Below are 23982 nucleotides of genomic sequence, written 5' to 3'. Positions count from 1 at the left end.
ATGCCTATGATGCCGCAGAAGAAGCACAAGCCTGAAGATATCGTCGCGAAGCTGCGCCAGGTCGACGTACTGTTGTCCCAAGGGCGCCCGGTCGCGGAGGCGATCCGGTCCATCGGTGTGACGGCGTTCACGTATTATCGCTGGCGCAAGGAGTTTGGCGGGCTAAAGTCCGACCAGGTGAAGCGCCTGAAGGATCCGGAGACGGAGAACGAGCGGCTGCGCAAAGCCGTCTCGGATCTGACGTTGGAGAAGCTCATTCTGAGGGAAGCTGCGTCGGGAAACTACTGAGCTCCGCCCGCCGCCGTCGCTGCATCAGCCACGTCATCGAGAAGTTCGACGTGTCGGAGCGGTTGGCGTGCCGGGTTCTGGCGCAGCATCGATCTATCCAACGCAAGGTTCCGAGGAGCCGCACTGACGATGCGGCGCTGACCGCCGACATTGTCGAGCTCGCCACCCGCTATGGACGCTAAGGCTACCGCCGGATCGCGGCCCTGCTGACGAACGCCGGCTGGGCGATGAACGTCAAACGCGTTGAGCGGATCTGGCGTCAGGAGGGGCTGAAGGTGCCGCCCAGGCAACCGAAGAGAGGCCGTCTCTGGCTGAACGACGGATCTTGCGTGCGGCTTCGGCCGGAACATCCAAACCACGTCTGGTCCTATGACTTTGTCGAGGATCGCACCCATAACGGTCGGAAGTTCCGCATGTTAAATGTGATCGGCGAGTTCACCCGGGAATGCATCGCGATCCGGATCGACAGGAAACTCAAGTCCACCGACGTCATTGATGTCCTGTCCGATCTCTTCATTCTGCGCGGCGTGCCTGAGCATGTTCGCTCCGACAACGGTCCCGAGTTCATCGCCAAGGCGGTGCGAGATTGGATCACGGCGGTTGGCGCACGAACGGCCTTTATCGAGCCAGGCTCTCCGTGGGAGAACGGCTACTGCGAGAGCTTCAACTCCAAGCTGCGCGACGAACTCCTGAACGGCGAGCTGTTCTACAGCCTCGCCGAGGCCCGGATCGTCATCGAGGGCTGGCGTCAGCACTACAATACCCGGCGTCCGCACTCCTCGCTCGGCTACAAGCCGCCAGCACCGCCCGCCGTGCTATGGCCGGCTGCGCAAACCCAACCAGCTTCGCCGGCCATCTCAACCGCGACCGCCAAGTCCACCATGCATTAGATTAGAACCGGGCCACCTGATGGGGGCAGGCCAATCGACGTATGGCTTTGACCACCGTGTATGCGGACTTTGCAGAGCTGAACGTGGCGAACTGGTTCTGGGTCTTCCAATGCGGCAATGTCGCGCCGGCCTGCACTCATCGGATGAGGATCAGCGGGCCAATCCTGTTCGTCGTCACCTGCAGAGCCTGCTCCAGATGGGCCAGGACCGCCGTCGTGTCGGCGATCGCGAGCGTGCCACTGACGCGTCGTCGTGCCAGCTCTCCGCTGGCGACGACGATCCGGCCGGAGAAATGGCGGTTCATCTCCTCGACCACATAAGACAGCGGCGCATTATCGACGACGAGTTGCCTGCGGCGCCAGGCCAGCGCCGTCAGACCGTCGCTAAGGCGCACTTCTTTGGTGCCCGCAGCGCGCTCATAGACTGCCTGCTCGCCCTGTTGCACGCGCAGCGTCGCCCGACCCTCGCTCTCGAACGCAATCAGAACAGCGTTATGCGTCACCGTTACATCCGTCTCCGCGTCGCCGAGTCGAACGTCGAAAGCCGTGCCCAGCGCGGTCACGCGAGCGGTGCCCGCTTCGACCGTGAAAGGGCGCGCTGCATCACGGGCGACCTCGAAATACGCCTGCCCTCGCAGCAGCCGCACGGTCCGGCTCCCGGCCGTGAAATCATAGGCGACGGCCGATGAGGCGTTGAGCTGCACCGTCGAGCCGTCCGAAAGCGTGAAGACCGGCGTCTCGCCGGTGCCTGCCATCGCATCGGCCCGCATCCGCATCGGCCCGTCGAGCGCGACGAAGAGCGTGCCGGCCATGGCGAGCGCCAGGAGCGTGCCGAGGACCGGCTTGGAGGTGCTGCGGGGCCTGGTCTCGAAATCCGCCAGTGCCGGATCGGAGGCGATGGCGGTTCGGGCCTCGCCCATGAGCAGCTCGGCCGCCTCATAGGCGCGCCGGTTCGCCGGGGCCTCATCGAGCCAGGCGGCGAAGGCCGCTTTCTCCGCCGGCGGTTGGCCGGCTTCGCGGTTGCGCAGGAGCCAGTCCGCCGCATCCTCATGGCGCTTTCGCTGCGCGCGGCTCGCTCGCCTGCCCGGCATGGGGTTCCTCAGGATCATCAGGCCTCAACCGATAGACGAATGGGCCTGCCGGTTTCGGACTCCTCTAATCGAACTGGAGCAGGCGATCGAGGCAAGAAGCCAGCGCGCGTCGCAGATGCCGGTCCACCATGTTGCGGGAGATGCCGAGCTTCCGCGCGATCTCGTCCGGGGTGAGGCCATGAAAACGATGCAGGATGAAGACGGCGCGGCGGCGCACCGGCAATGCGCCGATGGCATCGCGCAGGATCGCGATCCGTGCCTCGATCGCCAGAGCCCGGTCCGGCGCGGCGCCCTCGGCGACGGCCGACTGCGCTTCCTGTTCGCTGCCGGAGAACAGGCGCGCCTCGAAGCGCTCGCGCCGAAATCGGTCTATGCCGAGATTGATCGCCGCCCGGCAGAGGAATGCGCCGATCGAACGCTTCTCCTGCAGGATCTGCGGCCGTGCGGCGAGTTTGACATAGAGGTCGTGGACGATGTCGCGCGCCGCACCGCGTGAATGACCGCGCCGCCCGACAGCCGCGACGATCTCCTCGTAATGGGCCTCGATCGCGCGGTTCAGCAACGCGTTGCCATCGACGTCGTTCAGGCAGGACATGGCGCCAGTCAGCGTCGGCATCGAATCGGTTTCGTCCAGGATCACGCAGGGCGAGCCAGCAAGTCTGCGGCAGCGCCGGGCCTGACGGCGGCATCGCGCCGCCCGCCCCATGCGCTCGCTTTCGACCCGCCAGCGCCCGCCGGGCTCGTGCCCGCCGGAGCGTCCGAGCGAGCGGCAGATGACTAGCGCAAACCAGAAAACCTTGCAATAACAGTAGTTTATAATCTTTCTAGGCTGGTTTGTCCGCCAGGCGCGTCGCGGAATTGCAGACCCTGCCCCGTTTCGGACAGCGATCGCGACGGCCGATGCAGCTGGCGCGAGACGTCAGCCCCCATCGCCCTGGCGCGACGGGGCGCAGCGTTGCCGGCGGCGGCTGCGATGTCCTTTCGCAGAAGGGATGCACATCGGCGTGCCGGTGACAGGATCAGGCACGATGCTGGCCGCGACGCCGAACACCTGCTCGACCAGAGGCGCCGTGACCACCCTGTCCGGCTCGCCGGCCGCTGCGATCTCGCCAGCCTTGAGGAACACCATCTGGTCGGCATAGCGCGCCGCCTGGTTGAGATCGTGGAGGACGGCGACGACGGTCGTGCCACGCTCCTCGACGAGCGAAGCGATCAGCTCCATGAGCTCGATCTGGTGGGCGAGGTCGAGGAAGGTCGTCGGCTCGTCGAGCAGCAGGATGCCGGTCTCCTGCGCCAGCGCCATGGCGATCCAGGCGCGCTGGAGCTGGCCGCCCGACAGGCTGTCCAGCGGGCGGTCGCGCAGGGCGTCCAGGCTGGTCAGCCGCAGGGCCTGCGCGCAGGCATCCTCGTCGGCGCGGGACCAGCGCCCGAACAGGGAGCGATGCGGGTAACGCCCCTGCCGGACGAGCTCGAGCACCGTCAGCCCTTCGGGCGCGGCCGGCCCCTGCGGCAGGATGCCGATGCGCCGCGCGGTCTCTTTCACCGGGCGTTCGGCGATGGAGCGCCCGTCCAGAAGGATCGCGCCTTTCTGCGGCGCCAGCAGCCCGGCCAGCGCCCGCAGGACCGTGGACTTGCCGCTGCCGTTCGGGCCGAGCAGCGCGGTGAAGGCGCGCTCCGGCACGGCGAGGTCGAGCCCCGCGACGATCGTCGTCCCGCCGTAAGTGAGCGACACTCGCTCGGCGGCGAGCGAAGGCGGCGGCAGTGTCAGGTCAGGCCGGGACATGGCGCCGCCCCCATAGGAGATAGCCGAGGAAGGGCGCGCCGATCAGCGCCGTGACGAGCCCGGCCGGAAGCTGGGCGGGAGCGATGACGGTGCGCCCGAGCAGGTCGGCCGCCATCACCATCGCGCCGCCCGTCAACGCGGCGACGGGGATCAGCCGGGCATGAGCCGGGCCGACCAGGCGCCGCGCCAGATGGGGCGCGATCAGGCCGACGAAGCCGATCAGGCCGGCCGCGGCGACAGCCGCTCCGGAGATCAGCGTGCACAGCAGGATCGCCAGGGCGCGGATGAGGTTGACGCGCTGGCCGAGGCTGCGCGCCGCATCGTCGCGAAAACGGACGAGGTCGAGCTCGCGGGCACCGAGCCAGGCCAGCACCAGCGGGCCGGGCAGCCAGAGGGCGAGAAGCCGCACCTTGCTCCAGTCGGCATCGTAGACGCTGCCGGCAAGCCAGATCATGGCGCGCTGCACGTCGCGAATCTCGCCGAAAGCGGTGAGCAGCGTGGTGGCCGCCCCGGTCAGCGAACTCAGGCCGATGCCGATCAGGATGATGCGCAACGACGAGGTGCCGCCGCGCCATGACAGGGCGTAGATCGCGCTCGCCATCGCAGCGGCGCCCGCGAAGCTCGCCCAGGGCAGCAGCGCGGCGGGCGCGGCGGGCAGCGCCACGATCAGCAGCGTCGCCGCGAGCGCAGCACCCGCGTTGATCCCCAGGATGCCGGGCTCGGCCAGGGGATTGCGCATCACCGCCTGCGCGATCGTCCCGGCGACCGCCAGCGCCATGCCGACGAGGAGCGCCAGCAGCGCTCGCGGCAGGCGCAGCTCGAGCAGGATCATGCGCGTGTCCGGCGATGCAGCGTCCGGGTTGGCGATGGCGAGGGCCAGCTTGCGCGCGGGAATGGTGATGTCGCCAAGCGCGAGGCTGGCGAAGCACAAGCCGACAAGCGTGACGAGCAGGAGCGGCACGATCCGCATCATCGGCGATCGCCCACACGATAGCGCGCCAGCCAGACGAAGAACGGCCCGCCGATCAGGGCCATGGTCACGCCGGCCGGAAAGCTCTGGCTGCCGAGGAGCACGCGCCCGGCAGTATCGGCCACGATCAGCAGCAGCGAGCCGCCGAGCGCGCTGAAGGGAATGATCCAGCGATAGTCGACGCCGACGCAGAAGCGGGCCAGGTGCGGCACGACCAGCCCGACGAAACCGATCGGGCCGGCAAGCGCCACAGACCCGCCGGCGAGCAGGATGACGATCGCGATGGCCAGGCCGCGCCAGACCGGCAGGCTCTGGCCGAGGGAGCGCGCCACGTCGGGGCCCAGGCTCAGCGTCGTCACATGGCGACGCAGGGCGAGCGCGGCGACCAGACCCGTCAGGACATAGGGCGCGACGGCCGCGACCTGGGCCATGGACCGGCCCGAGAGCGTGCCGGCCGTCCACAGTCGCACCGCGTCGAGCGTGCCCTGGTCGAAGATCAGGATTGCGGTGGTCAGCGAGGTCAGGAACCCGGCGAGCACCGCACCCGCGAGCACCAGCCGGAGCGGTGAGCCGCCGGACCGCCCCGCCGAGCCAAGCGCCTGGACGGTGACGGCCGCCGCGACCGCGCCTGCGAAGGCGTGCCAGACATGGATGTCGCCAGACCCTGCGCCGAAGACGGCGATCGCGACGACCACGGCGAAGGCGGCGCCGGCATTGATGCCGAGCAGCCCGGGCGACGCCAGCGGATTACCCGTGATCGCCTGCATGATCGCGCCCGCGACGGCCAATCCCGCGCCCGCCAGCAGCCCGGCCAGCAGGCGCGGCAGGCGGAGCGATGCGATCACGATGTGCTCGCGCGAGCCGTCGAAGGCGAAGACGGCGCCGAGGACCTGCGACACTGAAAGCCGTGCGGTGCCCAGCATGACCGACCAGGCCGCGACGAGCATCAGAAGACAACCGAGCACGATCAGGCCGACGACCCTGCCCTTGTGCCCAGCGGGCGCAGGCGGAGCAGGATCGGAGCCGGCGATGATCCGGCTCGCGCTCATGGCGCCTTCAGGACGAAGCGCTCGACGTCGTCCAGGACTCGATGCGCCGAGGCGATGCCGTGAAATCCCATCCAGGTCGCGCGGTCCACGCGATAGGCGCGTCCGGATCGGACCGCAGGCAGCATCGTCCACAACGGGTTCGCGACGGTCGAAGCCGCGAGCGCGTCGTCGGGCGCAGGGTCGAAACCGCTCACCACGACATAGAGCAGGACATCGCCTGTGAGGGCCGCGATCTCCTCCCAGTCCGGTCGCTTGAGCACCGCACCGTCCGCGGTGGTCTCGTAAGCGGTCCGCTTCACGCCCGCATCCCGCAGCACGGCATAGGGCGCATAGGCCGCGGGCCCGTCCAGATAGACATGGAAACCGCCCGGCCTGACCCGGACAACGGAGACCGGTGTCGCCGGCAGGCGCGCCCTGAGCGCCGCGACGCGTGTTTCATAGGCGTCGAGAGCGGCCTGAGCCTTGTCGCTGTGGCCCGTGATCTCCGCCAGGAGGCGATACTGCCGCTTCCAGTCCATCTGTTCGATCAGCAGCGTCGGCGCGATCCGGGAAGCGCTGTCGCGGAGACGCCCATGCATATCCGCGCTGCCGATGATCAGGTCCGGCTTCAAGGCGATGATGCGTTCGATGCTCGGTTGCAGCGGGTGGCCGACATCGACGACCGAGGATTGCCGCGCGGCATCGCGCACCAGCGGCTCCTGGATGGCCGTTACCGGCGCCCCCACGACCGGCGCGCCGAGCTCCTGCAGGATGCCCATGGTCAACGCCGGATCGAGCGCCACGATGCGTTTCGGCGCAGCCGGAATGCAGATGCCGGGCTGCGAGGGGCCCGGCGAGACCATACGCCCCTCGCAAGCCGCCACGGCCGTGGAGGCCGCGGAAGCGCAGAGAAGAAGCGCGAGCAGGAAGCGATGCATGTCGGTGCCGTGTCCGGGCCTGCGAAGGCGGAAAGCCGGTTCGACCGGCCTTCCGCCCCCCACGCTCAGAACTTCGCCTTCAGCGTGACGCCGAAGCTCCGGCGGGCGCCGAGCGTCGCCATGCTGTCGCCGTCGAGATAGGTCAGGTACTTCTCGTCGAGCAGGTTCTGGACGAAGGCGTTGACCTCCCAGTTCTCGCGCTTGTAGCCGGCTTGCGCGTTCACGATCGTGCGGTCGCCGACGAAGCTGTTCGGCGCGTTGACCGAGAAGCGGGCCATGTAGCGCGAGGTGTACTTGGCGTCGGCCCCGATATAGACGCCGTTGCCGAACTCGTAGCGACCGCCGACGCCGAGGCTCCATTCCGGCGCCTCCGGGAAGGGATAGCCGGCGAGTTCGATCAGCCCGTGCTGGCTCTTGCGATTGAACTTGGTGTCGAGATAGCCGATCGAGGCGAAGGCCGTGAGTTGGTCGGTGACGCGGAAGGTCGGCTCGAATTCGAAGCCCCAGGAGCGCGAATTCGCGGCATTGGCGATCAGGTTGTTGAGGTTGACGAAGTCCTCGATGTCGACCTGCTGCCGCCGGAACCGGGTGTGGAAGACGTTGGCGTTGATCGTCAGCCGGTCGTCGAGCCAGCGTCCCTTGTAGAACAGCTCGAAATTGTGCGACTTCTCGGGATCATAGGTATAGGTCGACATCCTGACATTGTCATAGGCGATGCCGCCGTTGCGGAAGCCCTGCGAATAGACGAAGCCGGCGGTATTCCGCTCGTCGAACTCCTTGGAGATGCCGAACTTCGGCAGGAAATTCAACTCGTCGGTGCTGCCGGAATAGCGCGTGATCGCGGCCGCGCCCGTCCGCAGATTGCCGCGCCGATAGGCGTATTCGACCGATTGCTCGGTGTAGTCGACGCGCGCGCCGGCCGTGATTTTCCAGCTCGGCACGAACTCATAGGTCACCTCGCCGAAGGCGGCGGCGTTCGAGGTCTTCTTGCGGTCCTTCTGGGAGAGCGTCGTCGTGCCGGCGCGTCCATCATACCAGTTGCGCCAGTCGAGATGGCTGCCATAGACCCCGGCGACCCATTTCCAGGGGCCGCGATCGTAGTTCAGGCGGAATTCCTGGGTGAACTGCGTGCTGGTCCGGTCGCCACGCAGGACATTGGTTTCCCCGAAGGTCCCGAGATTGATCGAGGGGCGCTGGTGGAAATCGTGGGTGATGCCGGTCTGCGAGGTGAAGCGCAGCGCATCCGAGAAGGCGTGCGTGATCTCGAGCCCGCCATTGTGGACCTGGGTCGAGCGCACCTCGGTATAGATCGGCAGATAGAAATCCGAGCGCTTCTGGCGCCAGGGCAACCCCATCCCCGGCCCGCCGATATCGCGTTCGCGCGGCGCGTCCTTGGCGAAGGAGTAGCTCAGCATCGCCTTGGTGTCCGGCAGGCCGGTCGGCGTGATCAGCAGCTTGCCGCGGATCGCATAATTGGAGTCGGTCATCCACTCGTCATAGCGCCGGAAGGCGACGAAGGACGGCGCGTTCAGATCGCTGCGGAAGCGCTCGAACGACCCTGCAATGCGCGCCGCGACCTGGTTCTCGAGCAGCGGGGCGTTGACCATGAAGGCCGCGCCGGTGTGCCGGTTGTTGCCGACCGTGCCCTGGACCTCGAATTCGCGCTTGAAGGTCGGGTCCTTGGTCTTGATGTAGATCGCGCCCGCCATCGCCGCGCGGCCGCTGAGCGTCGACTGCGGTCCGCGATAGACCTCGACCTGCTCGACATCCCACAGGGCGCGGGCGCCGCGCCGCGTGCCCTCCTGCGTCTGGAGCACGCCGTCGATATAGAGCGAGCCGATCGGGTTGTTGCCCGAGGCGAAGCCCTCGGAGTTGACGCCGCGCAGCACGAACCCGCCATTGACCCAGTCGGCATCCATGACGTTCGCCATGCGCCGGAAGGAATCGCGGAAATCCCGGATCTGGCCGTAGTCGATCTCCTTGGCCGTCACGATGCCGACGCTGGCCGAACTGTCGCCGAGCGTGACGGCATCACGGGCGCCGTAGATCCGGATCTCGTCGAGCGAGATCGTCCCGTCCGGCAGCGTGCCGGTGACCATCGGCGTGGCGGCGGCGGCCAGAACGACCTGGTTGCTGCCGGCGAAGCGTCCGCTGATGCCGGTGCCGGCCAGGAGCGCATCGAGTGCCTGTGCCGGCGAAAGCGCCCCGCGAACGCCGCGCGTCGTCTTGCCGCGCGTGAGATCGGCATCGAACAGGATCTGGAGGCCGGCCTGCGCGGCGAGACGATTGAGAGCCGGCGTCAGCGGACCGGCGGGGATCGAGATGGCCTCGCTCGCAGGCTGAGCCGCGGCCGCGGTTTGCGCCGAGGCGTGCGCGACACCGCAGAGAGCCAGCATTGTGCCGGCCAGAAAAGCGAAGCGTCGACGCCGTCCGGCGCGTCCCGCCATGGTGGTGTCAGAAATCGTGGCAGCCATCGAAACCCCCGTCCATGCGGCACGCAAGGCGCCGCACTTCGTCCTCGACGCGGACTCCGTTCATCCGCTCACTGGGGTGACGATTGGCATCAGGGCTTTGGGACACGGCCCGGCAGAAATAATTCGTTAACCGCGCCCGCGGCGGGCGTTGCCGGCGACATGGCGCGCTTCAGGCCTGTGCGTCGCCGGCCAGGCCGAGATGGCGGCGCATCGCCTGCCGCAGATCGTCGTCGCGCTGGCGTGGCTCCTTCAGCACGCGGGTCGAGCAGTATTCGCCACCCGCCACCGTATAGTAGCGGCAGCAGCCGCCGCGCCCCCGGAACGTGTAGGAGAACGGCTTGCCCGTCCGGTCGGGGACGGACAGATCGAAATAGTGAAGCTGGCGGTTGTTCAGCTTCGATCCCGGCCGCTTGAGCACGGCCATGGCCGAGGCCTTCGCGGCCTCCACGCAGCCAAGCCGGCGCCCCGCCTCGATGAACCAGCCAGCGAGGGCATCGGCGACCAGCCGCCAGAAGGCATTGCGGGAGAGCTGCGTCCTGGCATGAAGCTGCTCGATCAGCGGCGCGAAATGCCCCTCGACAGCTGTGCAGAACGCTTCCGCGATCGCGTCGTCGGTCAGCAGCGCCCGTGCGTCCGGATGGGCAGCGTGATCCTGCCGGCTGGTGAAATAGCCTGCCGACAGATAGCGCACATGCGCGCGCCGGACTTCATGCAGCTGGCCGTCATGCTCATCCTCGGCCGTATGGAACAGGAGAGCGAAACGCGACGGCGAGAGGTCCGGAAGAAGGCCGAAGCCGAGGAAGAGCGGCACCGTCGCGAGCGCGACGACATAGGCATAGTCCGTCATCATCAGGGAGCCGCACGTCTTCCGGTCGGTCCCCGCATTGCAGGCGCCCTCGTAGTCGAGGAACTCCTCGATCATGGCGTCGCTGGCAAAGAAGGCTTCGGCGGTGATCCAGCCCGGCTCCAGCCCGCCGAGTTCGACCCTGATTTCCGGCCATAGCGCCACCTGGGACGCCAGGGCGGAACGCAGTGGCGAACCAGGCGCCTTCGGCGCCCATAAGCCTCCTTCGCCCGACATTGCCCTCTCCTTCACGCGCTGCCGATTCAGCGCTCATGGACATGACGAACGAGGCATGGCGTTTGGGACGTGGAAAGGACGCGCATACGGTCTCATCGGAGGCATGGCGGCGCCGGCGCCGCCATGATCTGCCTGATGCGGGTCGTGGTATCGGCGCGCCGACTGGAGGCGAGCAGCCCGTAGTGGCGGATACTGTGGAACCCGTCGGGCAGGACGTGGAGCAGGCACCGGCGGGTGAAGTCGTGGGCCGTCAGCGTCATGGCCTTGCGCCAGGCTTTGCCGGCGCAGCGGGCGCGATAATCCTTCCCGCGGAACGTGACCCCGTGCCTTTCCATGGCGACGAGGCGGCTGTTGGCGATGGCGACGCGGTGGGTGTAGCGGGCGAGATAGGCCAGCACGGCCTCGGGCCCACCGAAAGCTCGCTTGGCATAGACGACCCAGTCGGCCCGACGCTGCGGCGCCAGCATCGCGGCGAAGGCCTCGGCTTCGGCCAGGTGAGCGAGATCGCCATGGAAGGCGAGCCGGCTGGCCGCGTGCAGGGCAGCGAGCCCTTCGAGACAGCCATAGGCGATGCTGAGCGCGGCGCGATCCTTCAGGCTCCGCGCATGCGCCAGCAGCAGCGCCACCTCCTGCATGTCCAGCACCACCGGCAGGCGATCAGGCGTCGGGATCCGCGCCATGCGGTCACCGAAGCCGGTCCGGCCCAGCGTGACGTGGAAGAAGAAGCGCAGCGCCGTGCAGGCCAGGTTCATCCGGGCGTAGCTTGCGCCGAGCGAAGCCAGGTGAAGCTGGTAGCGCCGCAGATCCTCCGGTCCGGCCCGATCCGGCGGCAAGCCGAGGAAGGCGGTGAACTCACGGACCTGCCGGACATAGTCGCGCTGCGTGTGCTCGCCGAACCGGCGGATCGTCATGTCCTATTCGATCATCCGCTGGCGCAGCGGAGTGACGGTGACGGCATCGATCATGAAAACCTCCGAGGATCAGGAGCAACGACCCCGAAATCCTCGGAGGCGGCGCCTCACAGGCGAAATCTCAGCGATGAACGCGCCGCAGCGCCCTCCCGCGAGAGCGGGTTAAGTCCTGTGGCGCAATCCGCCTCGGCGCTCGGCCGCAATGTGCCGCGCGACAGCTGTTGACTCTGCCTGGTCTCAGCAAGCAGCGATTGGATGGAAGCCGAAGATCCGCTGGATCGATCCGACTGCCGATTTTGGCGTGTATGCCCCGGAAACGCCGCCAAGTGTGGTTGAGCTGACCGAGATATCCCACTCGAAGCCCTGACCGAACACCTGGACCCGGTGGCGCATCTGTCGCGTCTCGGGATCGGCCACGACGACGCTGCGCGTGCGGTCGAAGCCGATCCCGGCAATTGCCACGGCGGCATGCACGTTCACATTGCGCGGAAAGCGCGCGCAGGCGTCCCGCGTTGCCCCCTCGAAGAGCACGCCGCGAGCGTTGGTGTCAGCTCCTAGGCTCGCTCCGTTCTTCGTCGTAGTCACGATCACCTGGTCGATCGCATCGCGACCGTCGCTGAGCCCATCGAGTGCGAGAATCGCTCCATGCGGAATCAGGAGCCGGCTCCCCGCGACCTTGGCGGCCTGCCGGATGGCGGTCTCGACCGACTCATCGGCCAGGGCCGACGAACTGAAGGCGCAGAGATCGCCTTTCGCGAGCAACTCCGCGCCTAGCCCAGCGACTACGTCGGGATGGGCCGCCTCGATCACCAGATCCGTGGGGGCTGCCAGCGCGCGCCGAACATCGGTGGTGAGGTGCTCGCGCAGATGCGTCGTGTTGGCAGGTGGCGCGAAGCGCTCGTCGACCAGCACATAGTCCACTGCGGCAAGATCTTGAGTGACGATGGCGTCGAAGATCGCCTGTCCAATGACGCCGGCTCCGATGATGCCGACCCGTTGATAGTTCATGTGTGCCGATCCTGTTTCGGCTGCCACCGCACCGCTGAGAAGCGGCAACCACTTATTAGCGACTAACGATAGTTAATATAATAAATGGCACCGTTCGCGGGCGCTGCCTGCGGGCGACTAGGTCTTCGGCGTGAGGCTGTCGACGAGAAGGTCGCCCGTAGCAAGAACATGCTTCCGCAGAAGGTCGCACGCTCGCTCGACGTCGCGCATCTCGCAGAGCGTCAGAATGCTGCGGTGCTCGGCCTGGGACTGCTCAAGATGATGCGTCTGCTCCCAAGTGTAGCGCAGATAGCGCTCGAAATTCATCCGCAACGTCTCGATCATCTCCAGCGTGCGCGTGCGTCTGGCCGGCGCGTATAGGATCTGGTGGAAGCGGCCGTTCAGCAGGATCTTCGCGTCGACTGTGGTGGCCACATCGAGTTCGCCGAGCACTTCGGCAGCAGAAAGAAAATCGGCGCGCACCATGTTGGGAATCGCCCAACGTAATGCTTGGCATTCCAGGATCGCCCGCAACTGGCTGATTTCCCAGGCCTCGTCGCGACTCATCAGCGCGACGGCGACGCCGCGACGCGGCTCGGCGGTGAGGAATCCCTCGCCGACGAGCTGCTTGAAGGCCTCGCGCACGATCATCTGGCTAACGCCGAACTGCGTCGCAATCGCGTCCTGCCGCAGCCGCTCGCCGCCGGCCAGGCGATTGCGCAGAATGGCGGCACGCAGGTCGTCCGCGACGATCTCGGCGGCCGAGCGGCTGTCCCGGCGCGAGGCCAGCTCCACGATGCTCTGCGTGTCCACGCGACGGCGCCCCTTTGTGAATTAGCGATTTAACAGCTCCAAGAGACAGCTTCTCGGCTAGCAGCCGGTCAAAGTCAATCAGACATAATAATCTAAAATTCGACGTGAAATGCCCTGAGTCGCCCCCCGGCCATCGCGGAGTTGACGATATCCATTTTAGCGATTATCGCTAATTTATTCCAGCTTAAACGGAACGGGTTTCTCATGCTTCGCTTGTCCGACTTCGACGCCGTCACTTTTGACGTCTACGGCACCCTGATCGACTGGGAGCCGTCGATCGTGGCCTTCCTGCAGGATTGGGCGCAGGAGCAGCGCGTCAACGCGACTGGCGAAGCGCTGATCATGTCTTTTGACCGTGCCCGTGCCGTCATCCAGAAGGAGCGCCCGGCTCATCTCTATCCCGAGGTGCTCCGCCGCTGCTTCGACAAGATCTCGGCCGATTTCGGCGTCGCGGTCGATCCTGTCCGGCGCGAAGCGTTCTCGCGGACTCCGCATGACTGGCCGGCCTATGCCGACACCGAGGCCGGTCTGAAGACGCTGCAGGCGCGCGCCAGGATCGGGGCGCTGTCCAACATCGACAACGCCTCTCTGGCCTCGTCATGCGCCAAGATGAACATCCGCTTCGACATCGTGGTCACGGCCGAGAGCGTCGGCGCCTACAAGCCCAGTGACGAGCATTTCGCCACGGCGCTCGCAGATCTCGATGCAGCCGGGATCCCGCGGCAGCGCGTCCTGCATGTCGGCCAGAGCCTTCGCGCCGACATCACGCCCGCCAACAGGCTCGGGCTGAAATCGGCGTGGATCAACAGGCCCGACCGACTTCTCGGCCTCTCCGGCGAAGGCGCAGCCGAGGCCCGGCCGGACCTGACAGTGTCGAGCCTCGCGGAGCTGCTCGACGCCATCGCCTGAGTCTTCCAGCAACAACCGGCAACGATAAGGGAACGGAACATGAAACGCAGGATTTAGGGACTGGCCGCCATCGCCGTCAGCCTGGCATTGGGAACGACGTCAGCGGTACAAGCGCAGGCGACGGATGCTGTGATCGACCGGATCAAGGCGAAGAAGTCGATCTCGATCGGCTATCGCGAATCTTCGATCCCGTTCTCCTATATCGACGCTCAGGGCAAGCCGACCGGCTACTCGACCGAGCTCTGCACCCGGGTCGCGGCGACCGTGAAAACGGCGCTCGGCCTGCCGGAGCTTGAGATCAAATGGGTGCCGGTCAATCTGCAGAACCGCATTCCGCTGGTCGCCAACGGCACCGTCGACATCTCCTGTGAATCGGCAGTCAACACGATCGGGCGTCAGGCACAGGTCGATTTTTCGAGCCCGTTCTTCATCTCCTCGACGCGGCTCCTGGTGAAGTCGAAGTCTGGCATCGCCGAACTCGCCGACCTCAAGGGAAAGTCGATCGCACTGCCGATCAATTCGGTCCCCGAGCGCCTGATCAAAGCCATCGTCGAGCGCGACAAGCTGAACGTCAGGATCTTGCCGGTGCGGGATAATTCGGAGGGCTTCCTTGCTCTGTCGACCGACCGCGTCGACGCATTCTCGACCGACGACATCCTGCTGTTCGGGCTTCGCAGCAAGGCGCCGACGCCCGCCGACTACGAGGTCGTCGGCAAGCCGCTCTCCTACGACAGCTACGGCTTCCTCGTGCAGAAGAACAGCACGGTGTTCCTGTCGCTGGTGAACGCGACGCTCGCTCGGCTGGCTCGTGAAGGCGAGCTCGCCAAGGTCTACGGAACTTGGTTCGAGCCGCTGAGCGTGCCGCTCTCGGCACCGCTGGCGACCACCTTCCAGGTCATCGGCATCCCAGAGTGAGGGGATCGGTGGATTCGGAAGCCGAGTGGGGAAGATCACGCCATGAACTACGCATGGAACTGGGGCGTCCTCTTCCAGCCCCCCTACCTGGAGTGGCTCGGCCAGGGCATCGCCATGACGCTCGCGGTCTCGATCGCTAGCTGGGGCATCGCGCTCGGCCTGGGGACGCTGATAGGCATCTCCCACAGTGGCACCTCCGGGGCGGTGCGCTTCGTCACCGGATCCTACATCAACCTGTTTCGGAACGTGCCGCTGCTCCTGCAGATGTTCCTCTGGTTCTTTGTCGTGCCCGAGCTGCTGCCGAAGGCGGCGGGCACGTGGCTGAAGCGGGAGCTGCCCCATCCCGAAGTCGTGACGGCGATCGTGGCGCTGGGATTGTTCACCGCCTCTCGCGTCGCGGTCCAGGTCGCCGCCGGCATCGCCGCCGTTCCGCGCGGCCAGTCGATGGCAGCACGCGCCTCCGGGCTGTCTACGGTACAGGCCTATAGGCTCGTCTTGCTGCCGCAGGCTTTCCGCATCGTCATCCCTCCGCTGACCTCGGAATTCCTGACGATTTTCAAGAACTCCTCGATCGCGCTGACCATTGGCGTCTACGAGCTGACGGCGCAGACCCAGCAGATTCAGAGCTTCACCTATCAGGGCTTCGAGGCCTTCACCGCTGCGACCGTCGTCTACATGACGATCGCCCTGATGGTGACGACGCTGATGACGATCATCGAGCGTCGGATCTCGATCCCCGGTCCGACCGCGAGGGGATGAGCAATGTTCGGCTTCGACATCTCCGTCATTCTCGACGCGCTGCCCTTCCTGGCGACGGGGCTCGGCCTCAGCCTCGGGCTGACCGCCATCGCCATGACCGGCGGCCTGACACTCGGCCTGGTCCTCGCCATTGCTCGGCTCTCGCGCTACCGCGCCCTGGCGACGCTCGCCGCGCTCTACGTAAACGGCTTTCGCGCCGTACCGCTGATCCTGGTGATCTTCTGGTTCTACTTCCTGGTGCCGCTCCTGCTCGGCCGGCCGGTCGGCGCGCTCTATTCGGTGCTGATCGCCTTCGTCATGTTCGAGGGTGCCTATTACTCCGAGATCATCCGGGCCGGGTTGAAAAGCGTGCGGCCTGGGCAATGGCAGGCCGCGCAGGCCTCGGGCATGAGCTATCTCCAGACGATCCGCCTCGTGGTGCTGCCGCAGGCACTGCGCAAGATGGCGCCACTGATGGTCACGCAGGGCGTCGTGCTCTTCCAGGACACGTCGCTGGTCTACGTGGTGTCGCTCCACGACTTCATGACCTCGGCCAGCATCGTCGCGAACACCCAGAACCGCATCGTCGAGCTCTATGTGTTCGCCGCGCTCGTCTACTTCGCCCTCTGCACCGCCGGCAGCACGCTGGCGCAGCGCCTCAGCAGCCGGCAACGCGTGCATTAGCGGCGTTGGGCCCCCTCCCTCGCAACCGCGGGACAGCATGAACGACATGGTCGATATGATACGGATCGAAGGATTGTCCAAGAGCTATGGCGACGTCCCGGTTCTGCGCGACTGCAGCCTTGAGGTGGCGCGCGGCGAGGTCGTGGTGATCTGCGGGCCCTCGGGCTCGGGCAAGAGCACCTTCGTCAAATGTATCAACGGAATTGAGCCGGTCCAGGCGGGTCGCATCGCGATCGATGGCGAAGACCTCCCGTCAAAGCCCACGGCAGCTGCCAAGGTCCGCGCGCGGGTTGGCATGGTGTTCCAACATTTCGAGCTCTACCCGCACCTCACGGTGATGGAGAATATCTGCCTGGCGCAGGTCCATGTGCTGAAGCGCAGCCCTGACGAAGCTCAAGACAAGGCCCGCGGCCTGCTTAGGCGTGTCGGTCTCGCCGACAAGGAGGCTGCCTACCCGTCGCAGCTCTCGGGCGGTCAGCAACAGCGCATCGCCATCGTGCGGGCGCTCGCCATGGACCCGATCGCGATGCTGTTCGACGAGCCGACTTCGGCGCTCGACCCAGAGATGATCGGCGAGGTGCTGGCGGTGATGCTCGAACTCGCCCGTGAGGGCATGACCATGGTCGTCGTCACCCACGAGATGGGCTTCGCGAAGGCCGCCGCCGACCGGGTCGTCTTCATGGACCAGGGCGAGATCGTCGAGGTCGCCGAGACCGCGCGCTTCTTCGCCGCGCCCCACTCGGAACGCGCCCGCCTCTTCCTCTCGCGCATCCTGGCCCATTGACATGACCGACCTGCTCCGACCGACCCCCGACGATGTCCTCGACGCTGCGCGCGTTCTCACGCCCGTGGCCGTACGCACGCCGCTGCTGCGCTCGCCCGCCCTCGACCGACTTACCGGCGGCGAGATCCTGCTCAAATGCGAGAACCTGCAGCGCTCCGGCGCCTTCAAGTTCCGCGGCGCCTACAATCGGCTCCATCGTCTCGACCGCACGGCCCATCCCGGCGGCGTCGTCGCGTATTCCACCGGCAATCACGGCCAGGCGGTGGCAACGGTGGGCCGGATGCTCGACATCCGCGCGACCATCGTCATGCCGAGCGACGCTCCCGCCAACAAGATCGCCAAGGTGCGCGAGAACGAGGGCGAGGTCGTGCTCTACAACCGCGCCACGCAATCGCGCGAGGAGATCGCGGCGCGCATCGCGGCGCGCTCGCCGGTCGCGGTCGTGCCGCCGGGCGACGACCGCTTCGTCATCGCCGGCCAGGGCACGGCCTTCCTCGAAGCCGCCGAGCAGGCAGACGGTGCGGTCGATCTCGTCGTCGTCCCTTGCGGCGGCGGCGGGCTCGCTGCCGGAACCGGTCTCGCCTTGGAGGCCATCGGTTCTCGGGCCGAGCTCTGGGCTGCCGAGCCCGAAGGCTTCGACGACACGCGGCGCTCGCTCGAAAGTGGCCGGCGCGAGGTCAATGAACACCTCTCCGGCTCGCTCTGCGACGCGCTGCTGGCACCGACCCCGGCGGAACTGCCGTTCTCCTTCAACCGCGAGAAGCTGTCGCTGGTTTTGACCGCCTCTGACGACGAGGTGCTCGCTGCCATCCGTTTCGCCTTCGAGCATCTGCGGCTTGTCGTCGAACCCGGCGGCGCCGTCGCTCTGGCGGCGCTGCTGGCGCGGCCCGAGGCGCTGCGCGGACGCGAGCCTTGGTGATGCTCTCCGGCGGCAATGTCGAGCCTGAGATCTTCCGCAGCGCGATCGCGCCCCGATAAGCGCGCCCGGCCGCGCACGACCGCTTCGCCCATCGAGCTCCATAGGAACCGCCATGTCTTCGCTCGCCAACAAATTCGCCGCCCTTTCGACCGATAACGCCCCCGGCCAAGAGGTGCGGCGCTCAGACGCCGACATCCGCGCCCTGATGATCGGCGAGTCCCTACCCGGGCGCGCCGTCGATTTTTCCCATGGCGACATCGACGCCTTCCCGCCGCCGCCCGACGCGATGGAGCGCTTTGCAGAGGCCGTGCGGATCGGCGGGCGACAGGCCTATACGGAGTATCGCGGGTCGGCCGACATCCGCGCCGAGCTGGCAAGCCAACTCGAAGCCTTCACAGGCGCGCCGGTCTCGGCCGATTCCGGCATCATCCTCACACCTGGTACGCAGGGCGCGCTGTTCCTGGCCATGGCCGCGACCGTCGCGGCCGGTGATAAGGTCGCGATCGTTCAGCCCGATTATTTCGCCAACCGCAAGCTGGTAAAGTTCCTTGGCGGCGAGGTCGTGCCGGTCGCCATGGACTATCTCGGCGCTGACGAGGGAGCGGGTCTCGACCTCTCGGCGCTGGAGGCGGCCTTCCTCTCCGGCGCGAAGGTCTTCGTCTTCTCCAACCCCAACAACCCGACCGGCGCGGTCTATTCGCAGCGCGAGATCGGCCGGATCGCGGAGCTGGCGACGCGCCATAGCGTCACGGTCGTGGCAGACCAACTCTATTCCCGTCTGCGCTATGAGGGCGAGCAATACAGTCATATCCGCGCGAGCGGCCTGCCGAAGGCGCAGTGCGTGACCATCATGGGTCCGTCCAAGACGGAGTCGCTCAGCGGCTACCGTCTCGGCGTCGCCTTCGGTGCGCCGGAGATCATCGACCGCATGGAGAAGCTGCAGGCGATCGTCTCGCTCAGGGCTGCCGGCTACAATCAGGCGGTGCTTCGCTCTTGGTTCGCCGAGCCTGCAGGCTGGATGGCGCAGCGGGTGAGCGACCACCAGCTCATTCGCGACGATCTGCTGGCTATCTTCGCCGAGGCCGGCTTCCCGACCCGGCGTCCGCGGGCGGGAAGCTACGTATTCCCGACGCTGCCGGCGCTGCGCGTCGCGCCGCTCGATTTTGTTCGACTGCTTCGCCAGCAGGCGAATGTGATCGTGACGCCGGGAACGGAGTTCGGTCCGCATCCGCACAGCATCCGCCTGAACTTTTCGCAGGACCGGAGTGCAGCGCTGGATGCCGCCCAACGGATTGTAACCATGGCTGAACGATACAAGGTCTAGATGGGTATCCGCGCTTCATCGGCCGCCCGGCGAGGCCTCCAGCCGGGCGGTCGGCGTCGGGCTGACCTTGAGCCGCTTTCGCCTGATGCTCGTCACCGCCGTGCCGACCGGAGCCGTTACCCCCTGATCGTCGAGCCGCTCTCCTTCGTTGGTCTGATGGCCCCGCACATGGCCCGGATGATGGGCCTTCAGCGCCACATGCCCCAGCTCTACGGCGCAGCCGTCATCGGCGCCCTCACCATGCTTCCTCGCCGACTGGCTCGGTCGCAACCTGCTCTTCCCCTGCCGGCAGGCCTCCTCGCCACATTCATCGGTGGACCATACTTCATGAAACTCATGGCCAAGGGCGGAAGGTAGGCAGGTAACTCAACACCGCATCACGGCACCTTTCCGGTTCGTCTCAGGCAATCCGATCGAGGCCGGCAACCGCATTTGGAGCCGACCCGCCCGTTGTGGCTTTCCCGGCCTCGACCTTCAATGGTGGCAGATAGGTCCCTTATACGTCGAGGCCGTCATGCCCACTCCCTGCCATAAGCGCGTCAACTCGCGTGGACTGCCCGAGAGCAGACCTTGCATGAGTCAGCTAAGGGCCAACTTCCGACGAGTTGCGACCTGCTATGGCGTTAATTTCCGATTCAAGATTTATGCGCCAATCTGAATATAATTATATTATATTAATTGGCACATAAATCGAAATTATGCGTCAATCTCGATATTGCTTCACTATCGGAATTGGCGCATACTCGTGGCAGGAGAATGCCATGGTCGACCTCGCCCGCAGCCCCGATCAGATCGGCGCAATCATCCGCCGCAACCGTAAGCGAATGGGGCTCAGCCAGAGCGAGCTCGGCAAGCGGGCGGGCCTGCGCCAGGAAACGATCTCGCTGATCGAGACCGGCAATCCCGCAACCAGGATCGATACCGTTCTCGCAATACTGGCAGCGCTCGATCTGGAATTCCAGGTCACGGCGCGCGGCCGCAAGGTTGGGGTCGAGGGCCTGATCGACTGATGGCCAGAACGCGCCGACATACGCCACTGCGGGTCTATCAGAACAATCGCCTGGTCGGTCACCTTCTGAAGGAAACGAGCGGTGCGATCTCGTTTCGCTATGATCCGACCTGGCTGGAGCGGGATACCGCCTTTCCGGTCTCGTTGTCTCTGCCGCTGCGCGAAGATGCCTGGCGCGGCGAGCCCGTCGTCGCCGTGTTCGAGAATCTGCTGCCGGACTCAGATGCGCTGCGGAGGCGTGTGGCCGAGAAGGTCGGGGCGGCCGGGTACGATGCCTACAGCCTGCTGGCGGCGATCGGTCGCGACTGCGTCGGCGCGCTGCAATTCGTCCCCGGCGACGAGGAGGAACCTCAAGACAGCACCGCGATATCAGGCGAACCGGTTGATGATGAGGCGATCGAGAAGCTTCTCAACAATCTGGTTCAGGCGCCGCTCGGCCTTTCCAGGGACGATGATTTCAGGATCTCGGTCGCCGGCGCGCAGGAGAAGACGGCACTGTTGCGTTTCGACGGACGCTGGCTGAAGCCGCGCGGCACGACGCCGACGACGCATATCTTCAAGACGCAGATTGGAAGGCTGCCGAACGGCATCGACCTGACCGACAGCGTCGAGAATGAATTCTACTGCCTGCGACTGCTCGGACATCTCGGCCTGCCGGTGGCCAACGCAGAGATCATGACCTTCGGCCACACCAAGGCGTTGGTCGTCGAACGCTTCGACAGGGTCTGGAACAATGGCCGCCTGATCCGCCTGCCGCAGGAGGATTGCTGCCAGGCTCTGTCAGTCCCACCATCGCGCAAATACCAGTCCGATGGCGGTCCGGGTCTGGTGGAGATCGCCAATCTGCTCAAAGGCAGCGACAGGCCCGCCGAGGATCACCGGACGCTGTTTCAGGCGCAGCTCGCCTTCTGGCTGATCGGCGCGACCGATGGGCATGCCAAGAACTTCAGCGTCTTCCTCCATCCCGGCGGCTATGCGCTGACGCCACTCTATGATGTGCTGACGGCCCAGCCCAGCCTCGACGCGCATCAGATCGAGCGCCGGCAGATGAAGCTCGCCATGTCGGTGGGGGACAACCGGCATTACCGCATCGACGAGATCGCGGCGCGGCACTTTGTCCAGACGGCGGACAGGGCGGGCCTGCCGAAGGCGCTTGTTCGCCAGGCGATCGAGGACATCGCATCCGGCATGCCGAAGGCGATCGAGCAGATCGAAGCCGAGCTGCCAGTCGGCTTTCCGCTGGCCCTGCACGAGGCCGTCAAAGCCGGCGCTCTGGCCCGCCTGCGGGTCTTGGAAGCGGGCCTTAGCGCCTAGCAAACCATCTCTCGGTCAGCCGCGATTGCCCCGACGGTGGATCCAGCGAGAACTGCCTTGCGCGCGCATTCGGGATCCGCATGTAACCACCGGCGGCGCCACGACCCTTTCGAGCAGCGTCTGCAAGGGCTTGTGGCTATTGGGCCGAGACTCCCTCCGTATCCGCCACTACGGGCTGCTCGCCTCCAGTCGGCGCGCCGATACCATGGCCCGCATCAGGCAGATCATGGCGGCGCCGACACTGCACGACATCGCCAGAGACGACGTCCCGGTCGCCGCAGCGCAACCCGAGCAGGCCTCTGAACCGCACCCGCCATGCCCCTGCTGCGGCGGTCGCATGATCCTCGTCGAGCGCTTCGCGCCGGGCACCGCGCAGCGAACCCTCCTCGCCGGCAGGATCGACACATCATGACGATGGCCCCATGGCGGCATCTTCAGGAAGAACCGCCGATCTCGGCCAGAGAGCGGGCAATGCCGATCGCGCTGATCGCGGAAATGGACCTTGCAGCGATCCCGGCCCCCTCCCGGGTGCAGCAAAACCGGGGCTTCCCGGCATCTCAGTCGGAGCATCGCGCCGCCGTCGCGCGCCTCGCACGATCCCGCTGGCCGGGCGCTGGGGCGCCCCGCGCTACAGCATCCTCGACAGCTCGCCACTGATCAGCTGGGCCGTTTCGCGCACCAGCCTCGCGCAGAGCTCGTGGCGCCGCTCGTCGTGGCGGTAGACCGGCATGCTGATGCTCACCGCGCCGATCGGCTCCCGCGAACGGTTGAAGATCGGGCTGCCGAAGCAGCGGATGTCCGGCTCGTTTTCCTCGTCATCGAAGGCAAACCCCTGCTCGCGCGTCAGCTTCAATTCCTCCAGCAACGCCGTGGGTGTCGTGAAGGTCTTGTCGGTATACCGCTTCAGGTCCAGGCCCTTCAGAACGTCCAGGAGCCGTGGCTCGGGCAGGCCGGACAGCCAGGCCTTGCCGACGGAGGTGGAGTGCAGCTCGACCTGGCCGCCGATGCTGGTCTTCATCTGCACCCGGTTCGAGCCGACCAGCTTGTCGATATAAACCATCCGATTGTTGCTCGGCACCGCGAGATGCACGGTCTCGTCCGTCGCATCGCGCAGCGACACCAGAAAATCCCTGGAAATCGCGCGCAGGTCGGAATCCTCCCAGGTCTTCGCCGCGAACTGGAGCAGGCGCGGCCCGAGACGGAAGGCGCCGCCCTCCCCGGCCTGCGTGACGAGCCCCTCCGCGATCAGCGCCGAGACGAGGCGGTAGATCGTGCCCCGGGGAAACGGCGCGCGCTTCGTCAGCTGGGCGATGGTCAGCGTTCCGGGAGCATCGGCGATGATCTGCAGCACCGTCATGAACTTCGAGAACGAGGCCGCTCCCTGCACGTGGGCAGGAGCGCGTGAATCATCCTCGTCCGGCAGCTCACGCTGGCTCATGGTCTATCCTCATAACCTTGACAACGGCACATGACGGCACTACACGAATTTGGGCAACCTGTCCATATTGTAGTCAGCGCTCGCAATTCGGTTCTAGCCGCGTGGTCGGAGGGGATCAACGGCTCACTCTCAAACATCGAAGGCGAACGCGTCGGGCAGGCTGTGCTTCCGCGAGAGGGCGCGGAATTCATGTTGGGAGGAAACAAAATGTCCAAAAAAGGATACTGGGTTGCTCTGGTCGATATTGCGGACCATGAGGGGTACAAAGACTATATTGCGTTGAACAAGGCAGCCTTCGACAAATACGGGGCCTCCTTTGTCGTCCGCGCCGGTCAAAGCCAGGTGATGGAAGGTCCCGACGCCAACCGCGTGGCCGTCATCGAGTTCAAGGACTACGAGACCGCGCTCGCCTGCTACAATTCTCCCGAGTACCAGCGGGCGATCAAGGCGCGCGAGAAGCACGCCAAGGTCCATCTCGCCGTGATGGAAGGTGTCTGACACCGGACGAATTGCCTGAGGCCTCCTGCCTGCCGGCGGGAGGAATCGTCGCCTTTATCAGGCGCGCAGTTCGACCGGACAGGGGCGGTGGGCCTCGACGCGACCAGCATGCTGGACGTGGTCGCCCCATCGTCTCCGGCTCCTCGTCAGAGAGCGGCGACACTCGCCGCCTGCGCGCACAACCTTTCGAGAGCGGT

The 23982-nt window shown here is 66.1% G+C and carries 23 protein-coding genes and 4 pseudogenes; 13 read left to right on the top strand and 14 right to left on the bottom strand.

The window, feature by feature from the left end; genetic code table 11:
• The first annotated feature begins 9 nt into the window (after positions 1-9).
• Positions 10-1178: pseudogene (locus ABE438_RS07860) on the top strand (IS3 family transposase).
• Positions 1179-1314: 136 nt separating this feature from the next.
• Here ABE438_RS07860 and ABE438_RS07855 read toward each other — a convergent pair.
• The 12 genes and pseudogenes from ABE438_RS07855 to ABE438_RS07800 form a co-directional block, all read right to left on the bottom strand.
• The gene (locus ABE438_RS07855; RefSeq protein ID WP_346502027.1) at positions 1315-2286 is read right to left on the bottom strand and encodes a FecR family protein; all 972 of its coding nucleotides are present in this window, start codon (positions 2284-2286) and stop codon (positions 1315-1317) included.
• A 46-nt stretch (positions 2287-2332) separates the two neighbouring features.
• Positions 2333-2884, bottom strand: a complete 552-nt coding sequence (locus ABE438_RS07850) for an RNA polymerase sigma factor (RefSeq protein ID WP_346502117.1) — start codon at positions 2882-2884, stop codon at positions 2333-2335.
• A gap of 303 nt (positions 2885-3187) precedes the next feature.
• Positions 3188-4051: an ABC transporter ATP-binding protein gene (locus ABE438_RS07845; RefSeq protein ID WP_346502026.1), complete on the bottom strand. Its 864-nt coding sequence runs from the start codon at positions 4049-4051 to the stop codon at positions 3188-3190.
• Positions 4038-5024: a FecCD family ABC transporter permease gene (locus tag ABE438_RS07840; protein WP_465248575.1), complete on the bottom strand. Its 987-nt coding sequence runs from the start codon at positions 5022-5024 to the stop codon at positions 4038-4040. The genes ABE438_RS07845 and ABE438_RS07840 overlap by 14 nt, the downstream gene beginning before the upstream one ends.
• A complete protein-coding gene (locus tag ABE438_RS07835; protein ID WP_346502025.1) occupies positions 5021-6070 on the bottom strand; it encodes a FecCD family ABC transporter permease in 1050 nt (349 codons plus the stop codon). The genes ABE438_RS07840 and ABE438_RS07835 overlap by 4 nt, the downstream gene beginning before the upstream one ends.
• On the bottom strand, positions 6067-6987 hold the full coding sequence (locus ABE438_RS07830; protein ID WP_346502024.1) for an iron-siderophore ABC transporter substrate-binding protein: 921 nt from the start codon (positions 6985-6987) through the stop codon (positions 6067-6069). The genes ABE438_RS07835 and ABE438_RS07830 overlap by 4 nt, the downstream gene beginning before the upstream one ends.
• 65 nt (positions 6988-7052) lie before the next feature.
• A complete protein-coding gene (locus tag ABE438_RS07825; protein WP_346502023.1) occupies positions 7053-9383 on the bottom strand; it encodes a TonB-dependent receptor in 2331 nt (776 codons plus the stop codon).
• A 247-nt stretch (positions 9384-9630) separates the two neighbouring features.
• The gene (locus tag ABE438_RS07820; protein ID WP_346502022.1) at positions 9631-10470 is read right to left on the bottom strand and encodes a ferric iron reductase; all 840 of its coding nucleotides are present in this window, start codon (positions 10468-10470) and stop codon (positions 9631-9633) included.
• A gap of 173 nt (positions 10471-10643) precedes the next feature.
• A pseudogene (locus ABE438_RS07815) lies at positions 10644-11099 on the bottom strand (IS91 family transposase); the annotation flags it as partial.
• 153 nt (positions 11100-11252) lie between these two features.
• Positions 11253-11453, bottom strand: a pseudogene (locus tag ABE438_RS07810) (phage integrase N-terminal SAM-like domain-containing protein); the annotation flags it as partial.
• A 237-nt stretch (positions 11454-11690) separates the two neighbouring features.
• Complete coding sequence (locus ABE438_RS07805) at positions 11691-12461, bottom strand: aspartate dehydrogenase domain-containing protein (protein WP_346502021.1); 771 nt, start codon at positions 12459-12461, stop codon at positions 11691-11693.
• A 117-nt stretch (positions 12462-12578) separates the two neighbouring features.
• Positions 12579-13253 carry a GntR family transcriptional regulator gene (locus ABE438_RS07800; RefSeq protein WP_346502020.1) on the bottom strand — a complete coding sequence of 225 codons (675 nt, stop codon included), beginning with the start codon at positions 13251-13253 and terminating at the stop codon, positions 12579-12581.
• 141 nt (positions 13254-13394) lie between these two features.
• On the opposite strand from ABE438_RS07800, the gene ABE438_RS07795 reads away from it, so the two are divergent.
• The 7 genes from ABE438_RS07795 to ABE438_RS07765 all read left to right on the top strand — a co-directional run bounded on the left by ABE438_RS07795 (position 13395) and on the right by ABE438_RS07765 (position 19526).
• Entirely contained in the window at positions 13395-14162 is a 768-nt protein-coding gene (locus tag ABE438_RS07795; protein WP_346502019.1) for an HAD-IA family hydrolase, read from the top strand.
• A gap of 129 nt (positions 14163-14291) precedes the next feature.
• A complete protein-coding gene (locus ABE438_RS07790; RefSeq protein WP_346502018.1) occupies positions 14292-15077 on the top strand; it encodes an amino acid ABC transporter substrate-binding protein in 786 nt (261 codons plus the stop codon).
• Between the two features lie 42 nt (positions 15078-15119).
• Positions 15120-15836: an amino acid ABC transporter permease gene (locus ABE438_RS07785; protein ID WP_346502017.1), complete on the top strand. Its 717-nt coding sequence runs from the start codon at positions 15120-15122 to the stop codon at positions 15834-15836.
• A 3-nt stretch (positions 15837-15839) separates the two neighbouring features.
• On the top strand, positions 15840-16499 hold the full coding sequence (locus ABE438_RS07780; RefSeq protein WP_346502016.1) for an amino acid ABC transporter permease: 660 nt from the start codon (positions 15840-15842) through the stop codon (positions 16497-16499).
• Positions 16500-16554: 55 nt separating this feature from the next.
• Positions 16555-17283 (top strand): amino acid ABC transporter ATP-binding protein, encoded by a 729-nt coding sequence (locus ABE438_RS07775; RefSeq protein ID WP_346502115.1) that lies wholly within the window; start codon positions 16555-16557, stop codon positions 17281-17283.
• A gap of 1 nt (position 17284) precedes the next feature.
• Positions 17285-18202 carry a threonine/serine dehydratase gene (locus tag ABE438_RS07770; protein WP_346502015.1) on the top strand — a complete coding sequence of 306 codons (918 nt, stop codon included), beginning with the start codon at positions 17285-17287 and terminating at the stop codon, positions 18200-18202.
• Between the two features lie 112 nt (positions 18203-18314).
• Positions 18315-19526, top strand: a complete 1212-nt coding sequence (locus tag ABE438_RS07765) for a pyridoxal phosphate-dependent aminotransferase (protein WP_346502014.1) — start codon at positions 18315-18317, stop codon at positions 19524-19526.
• Positions 19527-19541: 15 nt separating this feature from the next.
• On the opposite strand, the gene ABE438_RS07760 is transcribed toward ABE438_RS07765, so the two are convergent.
• A complete protein-coding gene (locus ABE438_RS07760) occupies positions 19542-19724 on the bottom strand; it encodes a hypothetical protein (RefSeq protein ID WP_346502013.1) in 183 nt (60 codons plus the stop codon).
• On the opposite strand from ABE438_RS07760, the gene ABE438_RS20365 reads away from it, so the two are divergent.
• The 4 genes and pseudogenes from ABE438_RS20365 to ABE438_RS07745 form a co-directional block, all read left to right on the top strand.
• Positions 19683-19883 carry an iron chelate uptake ABC transporter family permease subunit gene (locus ABE438_RS20365; protein ID WP_465248581.1) on the top strand — a complete coding sequence of 67 codons (201 nt, stop codon included), beginning with the start codon at positions 19683-19685 and terminating at the stop codon, positions 19881-19883. The two genes, ABE438_RS07760 and ABE438_RS20365, sit on opposite strands and share 42 nt — an antisense overlap.
• A 404-nt stretch (positions 19884-20287) precedes the next feature.
• On the top strand, positions 20288-20536 hold the full coding sequence (locus tag ABE438_RS07755) for a helix-turn-helix domain-containing protein (protein WP_346502012.1): 249 nt from the start codon (positions 20288-20290) through the stop codon (positions 20534-20536).
• Positions 20536-21849, top strand: a complete 1314-nt coding sequence (locus tag ABE438_RS07750) for a type II toxin-antitoxin system HipA family toxin (RefSeq protein ID WP_346502011.1) — start codon at positions 20536-20538, stop codon at positions 21847-21849. The genes ABE438_RS07755 and ABE438_RS07750 overlap by 1 nt, the downstream gene beginning before the upstream one ends.
• Before the next feature lie 157 nt (positions 21850-22006).
• Positions 22007-22261 (top strand): annotated as a pseudogene (locus ABE438_RS07745) (IS91 family transposase); the annotation flags it as partial.
• 216 nt (positions 22262-22477) lie between these two features.
• Here the strand turns inward: ABE438_RS07745 and ABE438_RS07740 are convergent.
• Positions 22478-23287 (bottom strand): IclR family transcriptional regulator, encoded by an 810-nt coding sequence (locus ABE438_RS07740; protein WP_346502010.1) that lies wholly within the window; start codon positions 23285-23287, stop codon positions 22478-22480.
• A 207-nt stretch (positions 23288-23494) separates the two neighbouring features.
• Between ABE438_RS07740 and ABE438_RS07735 the strand changes: the two genes are divergently transcribed.
• A complete protein-coding gene (locus ABE438_RS07735) occupies positions 23495-23785 on the top strand; it encodes a DUF1330 domain-containing protein (protein WP_346502114.1) in 291 nt (96 codons plus the stop codon).
• Positions 23786-23982: the final 197 nt, after the last annotated feature.

The organism is Allobosea sp. TWI1241 (genome assembly GCF_039673065.1).
In the GTDB taxonomy this organism is placed as follows: domain Bacteria; phylum Pseudomonadota; class Alphaproteobacteria; order Rhizobiales; family Beijerinckiaceae; genus Allobosea.
This window is presented reverse-complemented; position numbering and strand designations above follow the sequence as displayed.

Coding starts and splice junctions, on each gene's coding strand:
- ABE438_RS07825 (WP_346502023.1), bottom strand. CDS start 9,383: ATGCTGGCTCTCTGCGGTGTCGCGCACGCCTCGGCGCAAACCGCGGCC.
- ABE438_RS07740 (WP_346502010.1), bottom strand. CDS start 23,287: ATGAGCCAGCGTGAGCTGCCGGACGAGGATGATTCACGCGCTCCTGCC.
- ABE438_RS07750 (WP_346502011.1), top strand. CDS start 20,536: ATGGCCAGAACGCGCCGACATACGCCACTGCGGGTCTATCAGAACAAT.
- ABE438_RS07840 (WP_465248575.1), bottom strand. CDS start 5,024: ATGATGCGGATCGTGCCGCTCCTGCTCGTCACGCTTGTCGGCTTGTGC.
- ABE438_RS07765 (WP_346502014.1), top strand. CDS start 18,315: ATGTCTTCGCTCGCCAACAAATTCGCCGCCCTTTCGACCGATAACGCC.
- ABE438_RS20365 (WP_465248581.1), top strand. CDS start 19,683: ATGGCCCCGCACATGGCCCGGATGATGGGCCTTCAGCGCCACATGCCC.
- ABE438_RS07775 (WP_346502115.1), top strand. CDS start 16,555: ATGATACGGATCGAAGGATTGTCCAAGAGCTATGGCGACGTCCCGGTT.
- ABE438_RS07735 (WP_346502114.1), top strand. CDS start 23,495: ATGTCCAAAAAAGGATACTGGGTTGCTCTGGTCGATATTGCGGACCAT.
- ABE438_RS07850 (WP_346502117.1), bottom strand. CDS start 2,884: ATGCCGACGCTGACTGGCGCCATGTCCTGCCTGAACGACGTCGATGGC.
- ABE438_RS07830 (WP_346502024.1), bottom strand. CDS start 6,987: ATGCATCGCTTCCTGCTCGCGCTTCTTCTCTGCGCTTCCGCGGCCTCC.
- ABE438_RS07855 (WP_346502027.1), bottom strand. CDS start 2,286: ATGATCCTGAGGAACCCCATGCCGGGCAGGCGAGCGAGCCGCGCGCAG.
- ABE438_RS07770 (WP_346502015.1), top strand. CDS start 17,285: ATGACCGACCTGCTCCGACCGACCCCCGACGATGTCCTCGACGCTGCG.
- ABE438_RS07755 (WP_346502012.1), top strand. CDS start 20,288: ATGGTCGACCTCGCCCGCAGCCCCGATCAGATCGGCGCAATCATCCGC.
- ABE438_RS07805 (WP_346502021.1), bottom strand. CDS start 12,461: ATGAACTATCAACGGGTCGGCATCATCGGAGCCGGCGTCATTGGACAG.
- ABE438_RS07780 (WP_346502016.1), top strand. CDS start 15,840: ATGTTCGGCTTCGACATCTCCGTCATTCTCGACGCGCTGCCCTTCCTG.
- ABE438_RS07845 (WP_346502026.1), bottom strand. CDS start 4,051: ATGTCCCGGCCTGACCTGACACTGCCGCCGCCTTCGCTCGCCGCCGAG.
- ABE438_RS07835 (WP_346502025.1), bottom strand. CDS start 6,070: ATGAGCGCGAGCCGGATCATCGCCGGCTCCGATCCTGCTCCGCCTGCG.
- ABE438_RS07785 (WP_346502017.1), top strand. CDS start 15,120: ATGAACTACGCATGGAACTGGGGCGTCCTCTTCCAGCCCCCCTACCTG.